Origin of the sequence: Massilistercora timonensis (assembly GCF_048354975.1) — a bacterium.
Lineage (GTDB): Bacteria > Bacillota > Clostridia > Lachnospirales > Lachnospiraceae > Massilistercora > Massilistercora timonensis.
Map to the genome: position 1 here is coordinate 1 of NZ_DBGCJQ010000017.1, position 18,586 is coordinate 18,586.

Below are 18,586 nucleotides of genomic sequence, written 5' to 3' on the forward strand. Positions count from 1 at the left end.
TTTACCGCTACTGGTGGTGGAGAAAATGGTGGTACGTTTGCAGTATTTACCAAAGATGAGGGGGTTAATGCAAATGGCGTGAAAGTGGGGAATATCCTTTCTTCCGACATTTTCTATAACGATGACGACAGTGTCAACGAGAAGTGGCGCAGGATGGGCGTGCTGGCTGTGGAGATGGAGGCTGCGGCCCTCTATATGAACGCTGCCCGGGCAGGAAAGAAGGCGCTGTGTATCCTTACCATCTCCGATCACCTCTTCAAAGAGCAGGCTCTTGACGCCAGAGAGCGGGAGACCAGCTTTACCCAGATGATGGAGATCGCGCTGGAGCTGTAAGGAGGAACGGGTATGGACGTGAAGGAGAGATTACCGGTAGAAGAACTGATCCGAAAGGCGAAAGAGGGGCGGGAGCATGCTTACGCCCCTTATTCTCATTTTAAGGTAGGGGCGGCGCTTCTGACCAAGAGCGGCAGGATCTTTACCGGCTGTAATGTGGAGAATGCTGCCTACAGCCCTGGAAACTGCGCGGAGCGCACGGCGGTGTTCAAGGCGGTCAGCGAAGGAGAGCGGGAATTTGCGGCTCTTTGCATCATAGGCGGAGCTGAGGCGGGATGTCTGGAACTGTGCCCGCCCTGCGGCGTGTGCCGGCAGGTTTTGATGGAATTCTGTGATCCTGCCCGGTTTCCCATTATTCTTGCCACAGAAGAAGGAAAATGGGAGATCCACACCCTGGAGGAGCTGCTGCCGCTGGGGTTTGGCCCTGGAAATTTGAAAAAATAGACAAAATATAAGAAATCTGAAAAATATTTTAGCGTATTAAAGTCTTGAAACATGCAGAAAAATACGATAATATAAATTTTATAGATTTTTGTCTAAATGCAAAACGGGAAGGAAGAGAGTTATGAACCTGAAAATCGGAGTGATCAAAGGAGACGGGATTGGCCCGGAGATCGTGACAGAGGCCATGAAAGTCCTGGATAAGGTGGCGGAAGTCTACGGACACACCTGTGAATATACCCAGCTTCTGATGGGGGGCGCTTCCATCGATGTACACGGGATCCCGCTTACGGACGAGACCATCCGGCAGGCGAAAGCCTGCGACGCGGTGCTGATGGGATCCATCGGAGGAGACGCCAAAACATCTCCCTGGTATCAGCTGGAGCCATCCAAGAGACCGGAGGCGGGCCTCTTAAAGATCCGCAAGGAGTTAAACCTGTTCGCCAACCTTCGGCCTGCGGTGCTCTATGAGGAACTGAAAGGAGCCTGTCCTCTGAAGGAGGAGATCACCCGGGGCGGTTTTGACATGATGATCATGCGGGAGCTGACCGGAGGACTGTACTTTGGAGAGAGGAAGACGGAAGAGGTGGACGGCGTTGTCACCGCTTACGATACCCTTACATATAATGAACAGGAGATCCGCCGGATCGCGAAGCGGGGCTTCGATATCGCCAGGAAGCGGAGAGGAAAGGTCACCAGCGTAGACAAAGCAAATGTGCTGGATTCTTCCCGGCTGTGGCGCAAAGTGGTGGAAGAAGTGGCAGCGGATTACCCGGATGTGACCCTGGAGCATATGCTGGTGGACAACTGTGCCATGCAGCTGGTGAAGGATCCCAGACAGTTCGACGTGATCCTGACCGAGAACATGTTCGGCGACATTCTCTCAGACGAAGCCAGCATGGTCACCGGTTCCATCGGAATGCTGGCCAGCGCCAGCTTAAACGAGACCAAGTTCGGCCTCTATGAGCCAAGCGGCGGCTCTGCGCCGGATATTGCAGGAAAAGGCATCGCCAACCCCATCGCCACCATTCTCTCGGCAGCCATGATGCTGCGGTTCAGCTTCGACCTGGACCAGGAGGCGGACGCCATTGAGCAGGCGGTGGCAAAGGTGCTGGAAGAGGGATACCGGACCATCGACATCATGTCGGATGGAAAGACACAGATCGGAACGAAGGAAATGGGCGATCGGATCGCAGATCGCATTTAGTCAGATACCAAAGGAGGATGGATACTATGAGAAGTGATACCGTGACAAAGGGCAAACAGCAGGCCCCTCACCGTTCATTGTTTAACGCTCTGGGCCTGACCCAGGAGGAGATGGAGCGGCCCCTGGTAGGGATCGTCAGCTCCTATAATGAGATCGTTCCCGGCCATATGAATCTGGATAAGATCGTGGAGGCAGTCAAGCAGGGAGTAGCCATGGCAGGGGGGACACCCATCGTATTTCCGGCCATCGCGGTGTGCGACGGCATCGCCATGGGACATATCGGGATGAAATATTCTCTGGTGACCCGGGATCTGATCGCGGATTCCACAGAGGCCATGGCTATGGCCCATCAGTTTGACGCCCTGGTGATGGTGCCCAACTGTGACAAGAACGTGCCCGGACTTCTGATGGCAGCGGCCCGGATCAACGTGCCCACCATCTTCGTCAGCGGCGGTCCTATGCTGGCCGGCCATGTGAAGGGAAAGAAGACCAGCCTGTCCAGTATGTTTGAGGCAGTGGGAGCCAACGCGGCGGGCAAGATCACCGACGAAGAGCTTCTGGAGTATGAGAATTACACCTGTCCTACCTGCGGTTCCTGTTCCGGTATGTATACCGCCAACAGTATGAACTGCCTGACGGAAGTGCTGGGAATGGGGCTTCGGGGAAATGGGACCATCCCTGCGGTCTACTCCGCCAGGATCCGTCTGGCCAAGCAGGCCGGCATGCAGGTGATGAAGCTGTGGGAGCAGAACATCCGTCCAAGAGACATCATGACCAAAGAAGCCATCCTGAACGCCCTGACGGTGGATATGGCCCTTGGCTGTTCTACCAACAGTATGCTCCATCTTCCCGCCATCGCCCATGAGGTGGGAATGGATTTCGAGATTGATTTCGCCAACGGCATCAGTGAGCGGACGCCAAACCTCTGCCACCTGGCCCCGGCAGGTCCTACCTACATTGAGGATCTGAACGAGGCAGGCGGTGTGTATGCGGTGATGGCAGAGCTGAATAAAAAGGGACTGCTGCACACGGAATGTATGACGGTGACCGGCAAAACGGTGGGCGAGAATATCAAAGACGCAGTGAACAAGGATCCGGAAGTGATCCGGCCCATCGACCATCCCTACAGTGAGACCGGCGGCCTGGCTGTTCTGAAGGGGAATCTTGCCCCTGACGGCAGCGTGGTCAAACGTTCCGCCGTTGTGGATGAGATGCTGGTTCACGAAGGACCGGCCAGAGTCTTTGACTGTGAGGAGGACGCCATCGAAGCCATCAAGGGCGGTAAGATCAAGGAAGGGGATGTGGTAGTGATCCGCTACGTGGGACCAAAAGGCGGCCCGGGTATGCCGGAGATGCTCAATCCTACCTCCGCCATCGCAGGCATGGGGCTTGGCTCCAGCGTGGCCCTCATCACAGACGGACGGTTCAGCGGCGCTTCCAGAGGAGCCTCCATCGGCCATGTCTCTCCGGAAGCAGCGGTGGGCGGACCGATCGCGCTGGTAGAAGAAGGAGATCTTATCAAGATCGATATCCCCGGACTGAAGCTGGAACTGGATGTGTCCGAGGAAGAGCTGGAGAGAAGAAGAAGTGAGTGGAAGCCAAGACAGCCGGAAGTAACCACCGGTTATCTGGCAAGATACGCGTCCATGGTAACTTCCGGGAACCGGGGAGCCATCCTGGAAGTGCCGGGGGACAAATAGAGATTGGAAAGTAAGAACAGGAGACAAAAAGGTATGCAGTTGACAGGAGCACAGATTGTAATTGAGTGTCTGAAAGAGCAGGGTGTGGATACAGTGTTCGGCTATCCGGGCGGCGCCATCCTGAATGTCTACGACGAGCTGTATAAGCACAGCGATGAGATCCGCCATATCCTGACTTCCCATGAGCAGGGGGCGGCCCATGCGGCGGACGGCTATGCAAGGGCAACCGGCAAGGTGGGCGTCTGCTTCGCCACCAGCGGGCCGGGAGCCACCAACCTGGTGACGGGGATCGCCACCGCATATATGGATTCCATCCCTATCGTGGCCATCACCTGTAATGTAGGGGTATCCCTTCTTGGGAAGGACAGTTTCCAGGAGATCGACATCGCCGGGATCACCATGCCCATTACCAAACATAACTTTATCGTGAAAGACGTAAAGGATCTGGCGGATACCATCCGCAAGGCTTTCGTGATCGCAAGAAGCGGCCGGCCGGCGCCGGTGCTGATCGATATCCCCAAGGATGTGACGTCCAATCAGGCGGAGTATGAGCCAAAAGAGATCCGGCCGGTGGAGCCCTCCAGAGAGATCTGCGAGGAAGACCTGGAGACAGCATTGAAACTGATCAAAAGAGCGAAAAAGCCATATATCTTCGTGGGAGGCGGAGCAGTCCTCTCTGGCGCCAGCCAGGAACTGCGGGAGTTTGTCCGGAAGGTGGACGCTCCGGTCACCGATACCCTGATGGGAAAGGGCGCGTTCCCGGGAACCGACCCTCTTTATACCGGAATGCTGGGCATGCACGGGACCAAGACCTCCAACTACGGAGTCAGCGAGTGTGATCTTCTGATCGTGGTGGGGGCAAGGTTCAGCGACCGTGTCACCGGAAATGCGAAGAAGTTCGCCAAGAATGCCAAGATCCTTCAGTTTGACATCGATGCGGCGGAGATGAACAAGAACGTGCTGATCACAGAAGGAGTGGTAGGGGATATCAAGGTGATCCTGGAGATCCTGAACCAGCGCCTGGAGCCCCAGAGCCATCCGGAGTGGATCCAGAAGATCATGGAGTACAAGGAGAAATATCCCCTTGCATATGCAAAGGATCATCTCACCGGACCTTATGTGGTGGAAGAGATCTACCGTCAGACTAAAGGAGACGCCCTGGTGGTGACAGAAGTAGGACAGCATCAGATGTGGGCGGCGCAGATGTATCAGTTTACAGAGCCAAGGACTCTTCTGACTTCCGGTGGCTTGGGGACCATGGGATATGGTCTTGGGGCTTCCATTGGAGCCAAGGTGGGCAGGCCGGAGAAGACGGTGGTCAACATCGCGGGAGACGGCTGCTTCCGCATGAACATGAACGAGATCGCCACGGCGGCCCGGTACAATATCCCGGTGATCCAGGTGGTGATCAACAACCATGTGCTTGGCATGGTGCGCCAGTGGCAGGATCTTTTCTACGGGAAGCGGTATTCCGCTACCGTGCTGAATGACAATGTGGATTTCGTAAAGCTGGCGGAAGCCCTGGGGGCTGAAGGAGTCCGGGTGACAACCCAGGAAGAATTCAAAGAGGCGTTTGCCCGGGCGCTGACTCTGGGGAAACCCATTGTGATCGACTGCCAGATCGGCAGCGATGACAAAGTGTGGCCCATGGTGGCGCCGGGAGCGGCTATTAGTGAAGCTTTCGACGGAAAGGACCTGGAGCAGCAGAAGTAACAGCAGAAGAGAAAAGCAGAACAAGGAAAGCGAGGAATGAGACAGATGAGCAGAGTGTATAATTTTTCAGCTGGGCCGGCAGTGCTGCCGGAAGACGTATTGCGGGAAGCATCCGAAGAGATGTTGGACTATCGGGGAACTGGAATGTCTGTAATGGAGATGAGTCATCGATCTTGTTCCTTCCAGGAGATCATTGACCAGGCGGAGGCAGACCTTCGGGAACTGGCAGGGATCCCGGACAACTACCGGGTGCTGTTCCTGCAGGGGGGAGCGTCCCTGCAGTTTGCCATGATCCCCATGAATCTGATGAAGAACCGGAAGGCGGATTTTATCCTTACCGGCCAGTGGTCCAAGAAAGCATACAAGGAGGCGGGGAAATACGGAGAGGCGCGGGTGATCGCGTCCTCAGAAGACCAGACCTTCTCCTATATCCCGGACTGTTCCGATCTTGATATCTCTCCGGATGCGGATTATGTCTATATCTGTGAGAATAATACCATCTACGGGACCAAGTTTAAAGAACTGCCTAACACGAAGGGGAAGACGCTGGTGGCGGATGTATCCTCCTGTTTCCTCTCCGAGCCCATGGATGTGACCAGGTACGGTCTGGTGTACGGCGGAGTCCAGAAGAATATCGGTCCGGCGGGCGTGGTCATCGCCATTATCCGGGAGGATCTGATCACAGAGGATGTGCTTCCGGGAACCCCCACCATGATGACCTATAAAACCCATATGGATGCGGGATCGCTCTATAACACGCCCAATACTTACGGCATCTATATCTGCGGCAAGGTGTTCCAGTGGCTGAAGAAGCGGGGCGGCCTTGAAGCTATGAAAGAATACAATGAGAAGAAAGCAAAGATCCTTTATGACTATCTGGACGAGAGCAGCCTTTTCAAGGGCACGGTAGTCCCCAAAGACCGTTCTCTGATGAATGTGCCCTTTGTCACAGGGGACAAAGACCTGGACGCCCGGTTTGTCAAAGAAGCGGCGGCGGCAGGGCTTGTCAACCTGAAGGGCCACCGGACGGTAGGCGGCATGAGGGCCAGCATTTACAATGCCATGCCCATGGAGGGAGTAGAAGCGCTGGTTGCATTTATGAAAAAATTTGAGAAGGAGAACGCATAGCCATGTTTAACTATCACTGCTTAAATCCAATCTCCGACGTAGGATTGGAAGAATTCACAGAAGAGTACGTTCCGGTCAGCGGACCGGAGAAGGCGGATGCGCTCCTGGTGCGCAGCGCTGTCATGCATGAGATGGAATTTGGAAAAGAATTAAAGGCCATCGCCCGGGCGGGGGCAGGTGTCAACAATATCCCCCTGGATCGGTGTACCGAGGAAGGGATCGTGGTCTTCAACACACCGGGAGCCAACGCCAACGGGGTCAAGGAACTGGTGATCGCCGGCATGCTCCTTGCCTCCCGGGATATCATCGGCGGTATCAACTGGGTGGAGGAAAATGAAGAAGACGGCAACATTGCCAAGGACGCGGAGAAAGCCAAGAAACAGTTCGCCGGCTGTGAGCTGGACGGCAAAAAGCTGGGTGTGATCGGTCTGGGAGCCATCGGGGTGCTGGTGGCCAACGCAGCCACCCATCTGGGGATGGAAGTGTACGGATACGATCCTTACATCTCTGTGAAATCCGCCTGGAACCTGTCCCGGAATATCCGTCATGCCTCTTCCGTGGATGAAATCTATAAAGAGTGCGATTACATTACGGTTCATGTGCCGGCCACTGAGGATACAAAAGGCATGATCAACCGGGAGGCCATCAGTCTGATGAAGAAGGGCGTAGTCCTTCTCAACTTCGCCAGGGACGTGCTGGTGGATGAGGAGGCTGTGATCGACGCGCTGGTATCCGGGCAGATGAAGCACTATGTGACGGACTTCCCGACCCCGGTGATCGCCGGCGTAAAAGGGGCCATTGTGATCCCTCACCTGGGAGCCTCCACCGGAGAGTCAGAGGACAACTGCGCCAGAATGGCGGTGCGGCAGCTGAGGGATTATCTGGAGAATGGAAATATCACGAATTCGGTGAATTATCCCAACTGCGAGATGGGAAGGCAGGCCAACACTACCAGGATCGTGCTTTTGCACCACAACGTGCCCAATATGATCGGCCAGTTTACCAAGATCCTGGCCCGGGACAATATGAATATCGCCGATCTGAGCAATAAGAGCAAGGGCGAGTACGCTTATACCATGATCGATATCGACGATGACGTGCCGGAAAGCGTGGCGGACGACCTGCGCAAGGTGGGAGAAGTGCTGCGGGTTCGGATCATTCATTAAATCTTAATAAAAGGTAACAAAACTTAATAAAATCTAAATGGAACCTTCCTTGCGAAATCTGTCGAAAAAGAGTATACTGTCGGTAGTGAAAAGACAGGGGAGACGTACAGATGACACAGGGGAGAAGACAAGGGATCAAAACGAGACGAAGAAGAGGAAGAGCGAGAACGGTACTGAAGGTTTTTGCTCTTCTTTTGCTGTGTTTTTCCATGCCCTTCCTTCTGAAGACAGCTACCGCCTCCTCCCCGGGAGAGGTGATCCAAATCTCCGCGAAAGGGGGATCCATCCTGCAGGGGGAAGAGATGCCGGCGCTGGAAGCCAAGGTGTCCCTGGAGACGGAGAGCAAGAAGGATCGGAAGCTGGATGATTCGGGATTCACGGTTCAGGATCTGGCGAAACAGCTGGAGAGCGGAGAAGGATATACCCTGGTCTGCGAGGCGGACCCGGACACCGAGGGAGAGTATCCGGTGGAAGTGGTGCTGAACGAAGAGATCAGGAAGAAGCTGGAGAAGGACTGGGTAGGACTGGTACAGATCCAGACGAAGGATGCAGTATTTCAGGTGAAGAATCCGGTGGGAGACTGGGACGGCACCAAGTTCAAAAAGTACGACGGCAGCTATGTGACCAGTGATTTTGTGGTTTCCCTGGGAAAAACCTATTATTTTGACAAAGAAGGCGAGAAGGTGACCGGCTGGCAGACCATTGGGGAAAGCCAGTACTGTTTTGACGAGAACGGAGTCATGCAGACCGGCTGGCAGGAAAAGGATGGGGATACCTATTATCTGGGAAGCAAAGGCGCTTCTGTGACCGGCTGGCAGGAGATCGAGGGCAGCACCTATTATTTCCACCAGGACGGGAAGATGGCTGTAGGGACCGTGTATCTGGGAACCATGATGTGTGAATTCGGGGACGATGGAAAACTGATCTCCAAGGAAGACAGCAAGATCGATCCCAGCCGTCCGGTGATCGCCCTGACCTTCGACGACGGGCCGGGGAAACGGACCGGGGAGCTTTTGGATCAGCTGGAGAAATACGATGCGAAAGCCACCTTCTTCATGCTGGGCCAGAAGGTAGCCTCCTATCCGGATGAGATCAAGAAGATGAAGGAGATCGGCTGCGAGCTGGGGAATCATTCCTATGACCATCCCAATCTTGCCAACTTAAGCGCAGACGGGGTGAAGAAGCAGATCGGCGATACCAACAGCAAGATCAAGAAGATCGTGGGGGAGGAGGCAACCGTGATGCGGCCGCCCTATGGAGCCATCAGTTCCACCCTGCGGAAGAATGCAGGCATGCCGTTGATCCTGTGGAATATCGATACCCTGGACTGGAAGACCAGGAATGCCAGGACAACGGTGGATATGGTAATGAAGAACGTGGACGACGGAGATATCATCCTGATGCACGATATCCACACAGAGAGTGTGGACGCGGCCATCGAACTGATCCCCAAGCTTCTGGAGAAGGGATATCAGCTGGTGACTGTATCGGAACTTGCGGCATATAAAAATGTGACGCTGGAGAACGGAGAAAAATATACAGATTTCTAACAGATGAAGGGCGGTTTCACGCCGGTTGCGGGATTGTAAAGTCCGGTTGCTGGCATGCAACCGCCCAAAACGATATACTTTCCTTTACAAAGACCAGTACGGCATAAGAGAGGCCGTGTGGCAGAAGGAGAAAGCATATGATCTTAGCAGACAAAATTATTTATTTACGAAAGAAGGCCGGCTGGTCCCAGGAGGAACTGGCGGAGAAAATGGGAGTAAGCCGTCAGTCCATTTCCAAATGGGAGGGGGCGCTGTCAGTCCCGGATATGAACCGGATCCTGAAGCTGTCAGAACTATTTGACGTCAGCACAGACTATCTTCTCCGTGACGAGATGGAAGAAGAGGAGAAAAACCCGGCGGCAGATGAGAAAATCGCAGACGAGACAGGAGAGAAGCTGGTGCCGGTGTCCATGGAACTTGCCAACGATTACCTGGCTCATTGTAAGAAGGTTTCTGTTCCATGCGCTTTTGGCGTGTTTTTATGTATTATGTCCCCGGTATTTCTGCTTCTTCTTTCCGGAGCCGGGGAAGCAGGACTGATCTCGTTGACAGAAGACCAGGGAGCCCTTCTGGGAACTGCCGTCCTGATCCTTCTGATCGTTGCGGCGGTATCCATCTTTGTGATCACCGGCCATTATGACGAGAAATATGAGTTCCTGGAGAAGGAGGCGCTGGATACGGCCTATGGAGTGGACGGCATGGTAAGGGACCGGAGACAGAAATATGAGAGAAATCATGTGATAGAGCTGGCGGCGGGAGTAGCGCTGTGCGTGGCCTCCTGTATCCCTATTTTTCTGATGATCCTGTTATTCGGGGAGGAAAATGTGATGGCGCTTACCGGAGCGATCAGCCTGCTGCTGTTCCTTGTGGCAACCGGAGTCTTTCTCATCGTGCGCACCTGCATCATCTGGGACGGTTATCAGGTTCTTCTGGAAGAGGGGGATTATACCCGGATCGCCAAGAAGCAGAATAAACGGATCAGCGGGATTTACTGGGGTTGTGTGACGGCCGTGTATCTGCTGGTCAGCTTTCTGACTATGGAGTGGCATATTACCTGGGTGATCTGGCCGGTGGCAGGGATCCTGTGGGGCGTGGTCAGCAGCATTTACCGGAATCAGGTGGAGCGCTAAAGTGAGATCTGAAAAATAGTTCTTTTATCTCCTGAAAGGCAGGATTATAATAAAGGCAGAAAGAAAAAAGGAGGAAGCGCAGAATGGAATTTATGGAAGTTGTAAGAGAGCGGTATTCCTGTAAGGACTATGACAGCAGTCGTCAGGTTGAGAAAGAAAAGCTGGATCATATCCTGGAGGCGGGGCGTCTGGCTCCCACTGCCAAGAACCTGCAGGAACAGCATATTTACGTGGTACAGTCAGAAGAGGGACTTGCAAAGATCGATAAACTGACCCGGTGCCGGTATGGGGCGCCTACGGTGCTGCTGGTTGCCTTTGACAAGAACAATGTGTTTACTTATCCGGGAGGCAAACGGGATTCCGGGATCGAGGACGCGGCCATTGTGGCCACCCATCTTATGCTGGCGGCCAAGGACGCAGGAGTGGAGAGTTGCTGGCTCAACCTGTTTGATCCGGAAGAGGCGGCCCGGGAATTCGGACTTCCGGACCATGAGGAAGTGCTGATGCTCCTGGACCTGGGGTATCCGGCAGAAGGCGCGGGGCCCATGCCCAATCACGGGAAGCGCAAAGACCTTGCGGAGACCGTCAGCTATCTGTAGATCCTGACTGATACAGATCTGTGATCCTGTCCAGGAAAAGCTGCGCGGCAGGGGAAAAGACCTGGTCCTTCTTCCAGACAATGGCAAGCCGGGATTCCAGTCTGGGAGACAGAGGCCGGAAGCAGAGAGCACTGTCTCTGGAGGTGTCGGTCAGACCGTCCAGGCTGATGGCATAACCGGCCCCGGCTTCGACCAGAAGGGCGGCATTATAGATGAGATTGAAGGTGCTGACAATATTCAGCCGTTCAAAATCTTCTCCGAACCAGTGGGAGAATGCATTGTCGCTTATGTGGCGCGCAATGGCCTGGCGGGAGCAGATAAGGGGAAGGTCTAAAAGATCTTTCTTATAGATTGCCTTTTTGGCTGCCAGGGGACTGTCCTTAGGCATGAGTACACCCCACTGGTCTTTCCCTTTCAGTTGGAGGGACTGATATCTGGAAAGATCTGCCGGCTGGATCAGGACACCAAAGTCCAGAAGCCCCTTGTCCAGGCGTTCTGTTACATCCTGGGCATTGCCGCTATGAAGGTGGAAATGAATAGTCGGGAATGCTGCCTGGATATCCCGGATCACAGCGGCGATCTCGCCCATAACCCGGGTCTCTCCGCCGCCGATGTAGACATTGCCGCTGACGGTATTACCCAGGGAGACAAATTCGGACTGGGTCTTGTCCACCATGGCGATGATCTCCTCTGCACGTTTTCTCAGCAGCATGCCCTCCGGCGTAAGAGTCACCCGGTGGCTCTTGCGGATCAGAAGCGTCTGTCCCAGTTCTTCCTCCAGATCTTTGAGCTGGCGGGAGAGGGTGGGCTGGGTGAGATGCAGATAGTTTGCGGCGGCGGTGATGCTGCCTTTTCTTGCTACGGCAAGGAAGTAGCGAAGTACGCGGATTTCCATAGTGTTCCTCCTTGTGGCAGAATGTAGGGATTTAATCCTACCATAAGTATATTTATTTTTTCAACTTTAGTCCATCCCTAAATGCTTCGCCGACTCGTTCAGTGACTTTATAGTAGCCGTGGGTATAGGGGTCAAAAGCGATGGCGTTGACCAGGGACATATTGACTTTATCTCCTTCCATAACACGTTCATCTGCTGTTATCCGGACTACTTTTCCAATTATACCGCACCCATATTCGTTGGTTTGATATTCCAGGAACTTGCATTCCAGGCATAAAGGAAATTCGTTGATAACGGGCGCGTCCACAACGGGGGATTTTGCTGCAGTCAGACCGCTGTTCGCAAATTTATCTGCAGTGCGGTTGCCGGATTCCACACCAAAGTAATCGGCTTCTACTACATGGGCGGCATCCGCGATGCTGACGGTAAATGCGCCGCGGGCCTTGATATTTTTGACCGTCTTATGAGTCTCGGTCAGGTTTAGAGCCACATTGCCCCGCTCCTGCATAGTTCCCCAGGCAGCGTTCATCACGTTGATACTGCCGTCTTCATTATAAGTTGCGACCATTAATACCGGCATGGGGAAGATACCTTCTGTCAGATTCAGTTCTTTTCTCATTTTTTATATCTCCTTCCAATTTTATTTTGGGATTGACACCTGTAGTGTCTTTACTTACAATTATAGTCGTAGAAAACAGTAAATCAAGTACTGATATAAATGAAAGGTACTATCTTGAAGGAAAGTGTAAGAATGATAAAGAATTATATTGAACAGGCAAATTTTGAAGAGACAGGATTCAGTTACACCATGTCTCTGATCTCTGGAAAATACAAGATGGTGATCCTGTACTGCCTGATGGAGTATCAGGTAGTTCGTTTTAATGAACTTAAGCGGTATCTGAAAAAGATATCAGATAAGACGCTGAGCATGAATCTGAAAGAACTGGAAGCGGACCAGCTTATTGTGCGCAAAGAGTATCCTCAGATTCCGCCCAAGGTGGAATATTGCTTAAGCGAAAGAGGGAAATCCCTGATGAAGATCCTGGATCAGTTGTGTGTCTGGGGAGAAGAAAACAGAATGTAAGAAGATGGAGGGAATGAATCTGTTTTTATATTGCCTCTTGTTCTGGGGTTAGAAGTATGGTAAATTTGTTTTATCTAAGACGGCAGGCGTATCGCCATATCTTACGCCGTCAGAGAATCTGGTAGTTCCCAAAGCCTCATTTTCAGGGGCAAAATCAACTGCTTGTAACCTAAAGATTATTTCGTTATAATGAAGAAAGGAAGAAGCCTATGAAAAATGAACTAGCCGGAGATCTTTCTCTGGCGGAAAGTAAGAACCAGTATGACGATAAGGTCAAAAGGGTTCTTTCTAACAAGATTATTCTGGCATGGATCTTAAAGTATGCGACAGAAGAATTTGCAGATATGTCCGTGGATGAGATTAAGTCCTGTATCAGTTCTGACATTGAAGTGTCTGAGATAGGAGTTGTGCCTGGCTGGACTAATCGGCGGGAAATGGAGAAAATCAGGGGAGAAGCGCAGGAGGATGCGGTCCCCGGCGAGGGCGAGATTTACTATGATATCCGTTTTTCTGCCTATCTTAAATCCCGGGAGGAACGGATCAAGAATTTGCCATACCGATGGAAAGCAAAACAATGGGAGAGGAGTTGAACCAGATGTGCAACTTAAGTGATTATGTGGAAGAGTTGGGAATCGAACAGGGAATCGAACAAGGAATCGAACAAGGAAGAGAGCAGATCTTACTGCAGCTTGTGGAGAAAAAGCTTGCCAGAGGAATTGCTGTTCCCGAGATCGCAGAGGCCCTGGAAGAGACAGAAGAGACCATCTGGGAATTGGTAAAGAAACTGCAGTCGCAGACGCAGGAGTGATCATGCTATGCCTGAAGGGCATATCAGACAATAAAAACAAAGCATTGGATATTTAAAGACCTTCGAGTTACCATGGAATCAGAACAGGATAACGGGAGGTCTTTTGTAATGGAAGAAAAGTTAAGATTAACAGAAGAATGGGATAAAACATTTCCCAAGAGTGATAAAGTGGATCACCGGAAGGTAACTTTCCACAACCGGTATGGCATTACCCTGGCGGCGGATCTCTATGCGCCGAAAGGAGCGCAGGGGCGGCTGGCGGCCATCGCGGTGTGCGGGCCTTTTGGAGCGGTGAAGGAGCAGGCGGCCGGACTCTACGCCCAGACCATGGCGGAGCGGGGATTTCTGACCATCGCCTTTGATCCTTCTTTCACAGGAGAAAGCGGCGGGGAGCCAAGATATATGGCCTCTCCGGATATCAATACCGAAGATTTTCAGGCGGCGGTGGATTTCCTGTCTGTGCAGGACAATGTGGACTCGGAGAAGATCGCCGTTATCGGGATCTGCGGCTGGGGCGGAATGGCCCTGAACGCAGCGGCTCTTGACACCAGGATCAGAGCTACGGTTACTTCTACCATGTATGATATGACCCGTGTAAATGCGAAAGGTTATTTTGATTCCGAGGATTCTGCAGACGCCCGCTATGAGAAGAAAAAGGCATGGAACGCACAGCGTATCGAAGATTACAAAAACGGCAGCTATGCCCTGGGCGGCGGCGTGGTGAATCCGCTGCCGGAGGATGCCCCGTTCTTTGTAAAAGATTATTATGCTTATTATAAGACGGACAGAGGATATCATCCCCGTTCCCTCAACTCCAACGGAGGCTGGAACGTGACCGGCTGCATGTCCTTTCTTAATCAGCCGATCCTGCGCTATTCCAATGAGATCCGCAGTGCGGTCCTTGTGATCCATGGAGAGAAGGCTCATTCCTGCTATTTCAGCAGGGATGCCTACGAAGATATGGTAAGGGACAATCCGTTTGCGGGGAATAAGGAACTGCTGATCATTCCGGACGCCGTACACACGGATCTCTATGACCAGACGGAGGTGATCCCGTTTGATAAGATAGAGACATTTATCCGGGACGCAATGAAATAAGCGGCGCCGGGATCATGCACGTTCCAGTGTCAGTAGTTTTTCTTTTCTCCAGACGCCGCCGGCATACCCGGTGAGGCTTCCGTCTGCCCCTATAACCCGGTGGCAGGGAACGATAATGGAGATCTTATTGTGGCCGACCGCGCCGCCCACCGCCTGGGGGGAGAGATGCGGGAGGCCTTTTTCTGCGGCCAGTTGTTTTGCGATAGAGCCATAAGTGGTGGTCTGTCCGTAAGGGATGGAACAGAGGATCTCCCATACCTGACGCTGAAAAGGAGTTCCCAGAAAGTGGAGGGGAACCTGGAAGTCCGGCTTTTGTCCTGTAAAATAAATGTCCAGCCAGCGCCGGGCCGCCTGGAATACGGGAAGTTCCTGTTCTTTTGTTTCTTCCTCAAGCCCCAGGGCGAAATACTTCTGGCCTTCAAACCACAGGCCGGTAAGGCCGCTGTGGTCTGCGGCAAGGAGGATCTTGCCAAGGGGAGAAGAGTAATGGCTTATGTACTGCATGATTATTTCCTCCGTTTGGGGGCGTAGTCTTTCATCTCCGGGATAGCGCCTCCGGCCACGGCCCAGAGATACAGGCTGGCAACACTGCCGCAGGGGCTGAACCGTCTGCGGTACTTCTCAAACCGTTTCCGGTCGATACTTCTGTGATGGTAGACCATTCTGAGCCCCCGCTGGATGGCCAGGTCGTCAAAGCTCAGGATATCAGGCCTCTGGAGACAGAAAAGCAGGATCATCTCAGCCGTCCACACGCCGATCCCCTTGAGGGATGCGAGAGCCTTTATGGCCTGATCGTCCGGAAGACGGGAGATCTCCTGCAGGTCCAGGGCGCCGCTTTGTACCTTTGCGGCGAAATCCCGGATATATTCCACCTTGCGAAATGAGATGCCGGCGGACTGAAGCCGGGCGGCCGGAGCCGCGGCGATGGTCGCCGGGGTTACTTCTCCTAATTGTTCTTTCATTCTTGCCCAGATAGTGGCCTGGGCCTTGGTTGAGATCTGCTGTCCCACGATGTGATGGACCACAGAGGAGAAAAGATCCGGATCGGTTTCCCGAAAGACGGGTCCGATCCGGTCGATCACTTCACCCAGGGCTTTGTCCCTGCTTTTCAGATATTCGGTTTCACGGGAGCCATATTGGAAATACATTGTCCTACCTCCTGCTAAAAGGAGATCCGGTTCTTCTGCTTCTCCAGCAGTGCGTGGATCCGGTCGGTAGGATTGAGTACATGGCTCATGGTCACGTCATGGTTGAAGGAGTCGATGATGAGCGCGATAAACTTGCTCATATCGGCCACTACAAAGTAAGGCTTTTCTTTGGCTTCCGGCGGAAGGTAGGTCAGGTTGGTGGTGATGACCCGGTCGATGTAGCCTTTCTCATAGTACTCGTCAAATTTATCAAAGCCTTCTGTGAAAAGGCCAAAGGTGGTGCAGACGAAAACCCGTCCCGCGCCCCGGTTCTTGATCTGTCTTGCCACATCCAGCATACTTTCTCCGGAGGAGATCATATCGTCCACGATGATCACATGTTTTCCCTGGATGTCTTCCCCCAGGAATTCATGGGCGACGATGGGGTTCTTGCCGTTTACCACGGTGGAGTAATCCCGGCGTTTGTAGAACATACCCATGTTGACGCCCAGAACATTGGAAAAGTAAACGGCGCGGTGCATGGCGCCTTCATCCGGGCTTACGATCATCAGGTGCTCCTTGTCCACGGGAAGATCCGGTTCCGCCCGCAGAAGAGCCTTCATGAACTGATAAGGGGGATTAAAATTGTCAAACCCGTGGAGGGGGATGGAATTCTGGACCCGTGGGTCGTGGGCGTCAAAGGTGATGATGTTGCTGACACCCATATCCACCAGTTCCTGCAGCGCCAGGGCGCAGTCCAGAGACTCCCGCTTGGTCCTTTTGTGCTGTCGGCTCTCATACAGGAAGGGCATGATCACATTCAGCCGGTGGGCCTTGCCGTTGGCGGCGGAGATGACCCGTTTAAGATCCTGATAATGATCGTCCGGGGACATATGGTTCACATGTCCGTTAACGGTGTAGGTAAGGCTGTAGTTGCACACATCCACCATGAGAAACAGGTCTTTTCCACGGACAGACTCATTTAAAACGCTTTTTGCTTCTCCGGTGCCAAAGCGGGGGCACTGGAAATCCAGCAGATAGTTGTCCATCTGATAGTTGCAGAAAAGCGGGGAGTCCAGGGAATCATTTGCCCTGTTCCTGCGGAAATCTACGATATAGTCGTTCACCTTTTTTCCAAGTTCCCGGCAGCTCTCCAAAGCCGCGATCTTAAGGGGCGCTACGGGGAACGCTTCTTCCATCAGTTTTGTATTTGCCATGGTTGTCTCCTAAATATTTCCTGTGTTGATAGTAAAATCTTCAATACAATATTTATATCACTATTCCGGGCACAAGGTCAATGTTTTACATGGACTATTTTTCCCGGGTACGTTATAATAGTAAAGAATGAAGAAAGGAACGAAGAAAATGACGAAGCGGGGACACAAGATCAGTGAAGTGAAGCCGGACAGTATTGCCAGCGAGCTGGAACTGAAGCCGGGGGATGTCCTTCTTGCCATCAACGGGCAGGAGATCGAGGACGTATTTGATTATCATTACTATGTAAACGACGAGTTCCTGACTCTTCTGGTGGAGAAGGAAAACGGGGAAGAGTGGGAGCTGGAGATTGAGAAGGATTATGAGGAAGATCTGGGCCTGGAATTCGAGCAGGGCCTGATGGATGAATACCGCTCCTGCAGAAATAAATGTATGTTCTGTTTTATCGATCAGATGCCAAAAGGCATGCGGGAGACGCTGTACTTCAAAGACGATGATTCCCGGCTTTCTTTTCTGCAGGGGAATTATATCACCCTGACCAATATGAGCGACCACGACATTGAGCGGATCGCAAGGTATCACCTGGAGCCTATTAATATTTCCTTTCATACCACCAATCCGGAGCTTCGCTGTAAGATGCTCCACAACCGGTTCGCGGGAGAGGCGCTTAAGAAGGTGGACACCCTCTATGAGCACGGGATCCACATGAACGGGCAGATCGTACTGTGCAGGGGGATCAACGACGGCGAAGAGCTGGAGCGGACCATCCGGGATCTGTCCCGGTATCTGCCGGTGCTGGAGAGTGTGTCGGTGGTGCCGGCGGGGCTTACCAGATTCCGGGAAGGACTGTATCCCCTGGAGCCCTTTGACAAGGAAGAGGCCAGGAAGGTGCTGGAGACCATCCACCGCTGGCAGCAGAAGTTTGTCCGGGAGCAGGGGCTGCATTTCATCCATGCCAGTGACGAGTGGTATCTTCTGGCAGGGGAGGAGCTGCCGGAGGAAGAGCGGTACGACGGGTATCTTCAGCTGGAGAACGGCGTGGGGATGCTGCGGCTTCTGAAGCAGGAATTTGACCAGGCATACGAGGCGCTGCCGGGAGATGAGAAAGGGCGCAAGGTGACCATCGCCACGGGGCGGCTTGCGGGCCCCTATATCCGGAAGCTTACAGAGAAGCTTAAGGAGAAGTATCCCCGGACGGAAGTGGAGGTGTGCCCTATCCGCAACGATTTCTTCGGGGAATCGATTACCGTGTCCGGCCTGATCACCGGGCAGGATCTGATGGCGCAGTTAAAGGGACGTTCTTTGGGCGAGCGGCTTTTACTTCCCTGCAATATGTTCCGCAGCGGGGAGGAAGTCTTCCTGGACGACGTGACTCTCTCCCAGGTGGAAGAG

The 18,586-nt window shown here is 53.0% G+C and carries 19 protein-coding genes and 1 pseudogene; 15 read left to right on the forward strand and 5 right to left on the reverse strand.

Features of this window, described 5'->3' with window-relative positions:
* The 10 genes and pseudogenes from ACML7B_RS01185 to ACML7B_RS01230 all read left to right on the forward strand — a co-directional run.
* A pseudogene (locus tag ACML7B_RS01185) lies at window positions 1–333 on the forward strand (purine-nucleoside phosphorylase); the annotation flags it as partial.
* A gap of 12 nt (window positions 334–345) precedes the next feature.
* A complete protein-coding gene (locus tag ACML7B_RS01190) occupies window positions 346–777 on the forward strand; it encodes a cytidine deaminase (RefSeq protein ID WP_418538991.1) in 432 nt (143 codons plus the stop codon).
* 121 nt (window positions 778–898) lie between these two features.
* Window positions 899–1,981, forward strand: a complete 1,083-nt coding sequence (leuB, locus tag ACML7B_RS01195) for a 3-isopropylmalate dehydrogenase (protein ID WP_346708616.1) — start codon at window positions 899–901, stop codon at window positions 1,979–1,981.
* 26 nt (window positions 1,982–2,007) lie between these two features.
* Complete coding sequence (gene ilvD / locus ACML7B_RS01200; protein ID WP_418538992.1) at window positions 2,008–3,681, forward strand: dihydroxy-acid dehydratase; 1,674 nt, start codon at window positions 2,008–2,010, stop codon at window positions 3,679–3,681.
* A 33-nt stretch (window positions 3,682–3,714) separates the two neighbouring features.
* Window positions 3,715–5,394 (forward strand): biosynthetic-type acetolactate synthase large subunit, encoded by a 1,680-nt coding sequence (gene ilvB / locus ACML7B_RS01205; RefSeq protein WP_346708614.1) that lies wholly within the window; start codon window positions 3,715–3,717, stop codon window positions 5,392–5,394.
* A 45-nt stretch (window positions 5,395–5,439) separates the two neighbouring features.
* Window positions 5,440–6,522 (forward strand): 3-phosphoserine/phosphohydroxythreonine transaminase, encoded by a 1,083-nt coding sequence (serC, locus tag ACML7B_RS01210; protein ID WP_418538993.1) that lies wholly within the window; start codon window positions 5,440–5,442, stop codon window positions 6,520–6,522.
* Window positions 6,523–6,524: 2 nt separating this feature from the next.
* Entirely contained in the window at window positions 6,525–7,688 is a 1,164-nt protein-coding gene (locus ACML7B_RS01215; RefSeq protein WP_106788548.1) for a phosphoglycerate dehydrogenase, read from the forward strand.
* A 110-nt stretch (window positions 7,689–7,798) separates the two neighbouring features.
* Window positions 7,799–9,238 (forward strand): polysaccharide deacetylase family protein, encoded by a 1,440-nt coding sequence (locus tag ACML7B_RS01220; protein ID WP_418538994.1) that lies wholly within the window; start codon window positions 7,799–7,801, stop codon window positions 9,236–9,238.
* Window positions 9,239–9,375: 137 nt separating this feature from the next.
* Window positions 9,376–10,368 carry a helix-turn-helix domain-containing protein gene (locus ACML7B_RS01225; protein WP_418538995.1) on the forward strand — a complete coding sequence of 331 codons (993 nt, stop codon included), beginning with the start codon at window positions 9,376–9,378 and terminating at the stop codon, window positions 10,366–10,368.
* 83 nt (window positions 10,369–10,451) lie between these two features.
* Complete coding sequence (locus ACML7B_RS01230) at window positions 10,452–10,967, forward strand: nitroreductase family protein (RefSeq protein ID WP_418538996.1); 516 nt, start codon at window positions 10,452–10,454, stop codon at window positions 10,965–10,967.
* On the opposite strand, the gene ACML7B_RS01235 is transcribed toward ACML7B_RS01230, so the two are convergent.
* Together ACML7B_RS01235 and ACML7B_RS01240 are read right to left on the reverse strand one after the other, a co-directional pair.
* Window positions 10,954–11,862 (reverse strand): LysR family transcriptional regulator, encoded by a 909-nt coding sequence (locus ACML7B_RS01235; RefSeq protein WP_418538997.1) that lies wholly within the window; start codon window positions 11,860–11,862, stop codon window positions 10,954–10,956. The two genes, ACML7B_RS01230 and ACML7B_RS01235, sit on opposite strands and share 14 nt — an antisense overlap.
* A gap of 52 nt (window positions 11,863–11,914) precedes the next feature.
* Entirely contained in the window at window positions 11,915–12,481 is a 567-nt protein-coding gene (locus tag ACML7B_RS01240; RefSeq protein WP_106788543.1) for a flavin reductase family protein, read from the reverse strand.
* 132 nt (window positions 12,482–12,613) lie between these two features.
* Here ACML7B_RS01240 and ACML7B_RS01245 point away from each other — a divergent pair, with 132 nt between their 5' ends.
* The 4 genes from ACML7B_RS01245 to ACML7B_RS01260 all read left to right on the forward strand — a co-directional run bounded on the left by ACML7B_RS01245 (window position 12,614) and on the right by ACML7B_RS01260 (window position 14,852).
* Entirely contained in the window at window positions 12,614–12,946 is a 333-nt protein-coding gene (locus ACML7B_RS01245) for a winged helix-turn-helix transcriptional regulator (protein ID WP_106788542.1), read from the forward strand.
* A gap of 209 nt (window positions 12,947–13,155) precedes the next feature.
* Entirely contained in the window at window positions 13,156–13,536 is a 381-nt protein-coding gene (locus ACML7B_RS01250; RefSeq protein WP_418538998.1) for a hypothetical protein, read from the forward strand.
* Window positions 13,521–13,754 carry a hypothetical protein gene (locus tag ACML7B_RS01255; protein WP_418538999.1) on the forward strand — a complete coding sequence of 78 codons (234 nt, stop codon included), beginning with the start codon at window positions 13,521–13,523 and terminating at the stop codon, window positions 13,752–13,754. Before ACML7B_RS01250 ends, ACML7B_RS01255 begins: the two co-directional genes overlap by 16 nt.
* A 108-nt stretch (window positions 13,755–13,862) precedes the next feature.
* The gene (locus ACML7B_RS01260) at window positions 13,863–14,852 is read left to right on the forward strand and encodes an alpha/beta hydrolase (RefSeq protein ID WP_418539000.1); all 990 of its coding nucleotides are present in this window, start codon (window positions 13,863–13,865) and stop codon (window positions 14,850–14,852) included.
* Between the two features lie 12 nt (window positions 14,853–14,864).
* Here ACML7B_RS01260 and ACML7B_RS01265 read toward each other — a convergent pair whose 3' ends face one another.
* From ACML7B_RS01265 to ACML7B_RS01275, 3 genes are read right to left on the reverse strand one after another with little or no spacing between them, the layout of a single operon-like run.
* Window positions 14,865–15,356: a methylated-DNA--[protein]-cysteine S-methyltransferase gene (locus tag ACML7B_RS01265; RefSeq protein ID WP_418539001.1), complete on the reverse strand. Its 492-nt coding sequence runs from the start codon at window positions 15,354–15,356 to the stop codon at window positions 14,865–14,867.
* 2 nt (window positions 15,357–15,358) lie between these two features.
* Window positions 15,359–16,000, reverse strand: a complete 642-nt coding sequence (locus ACML7B_RS01270; protein WP_106788539.1) for a DNA-3-methyladenine glycosylase family protein — start codon at window positions 15,998–16,000, stop codon at window positions 15,359–15,361.
* A 14-nt stretch (window positions 16,001–16,014) separates the two neighbouring features.
* Complete coding sequence (locus ACML7B_RS01275) at window positions 16,015–17,196, reverse strand: ribose-phosphate pyrophosphokinase (protein WP_418539002.1); 1,182 nt, start codon at window positions 17,194–17,196, stop codon at window positions 16,015–16,017.
* Between the two features lie 148 nt (window positions 17,197–17,344).
* Here ACML7B_RS01275 and ACML7B_RS01280 point away from each other — a divergent pair.
* Window positions 17,345–18,586 (forward strand): DUF512 domain-containing protein (locus tag ACML7B_RS01280; protein ID WP_418539004.1); only part of this gene is annotated, 1,242 nt, incomplete at its 3' end.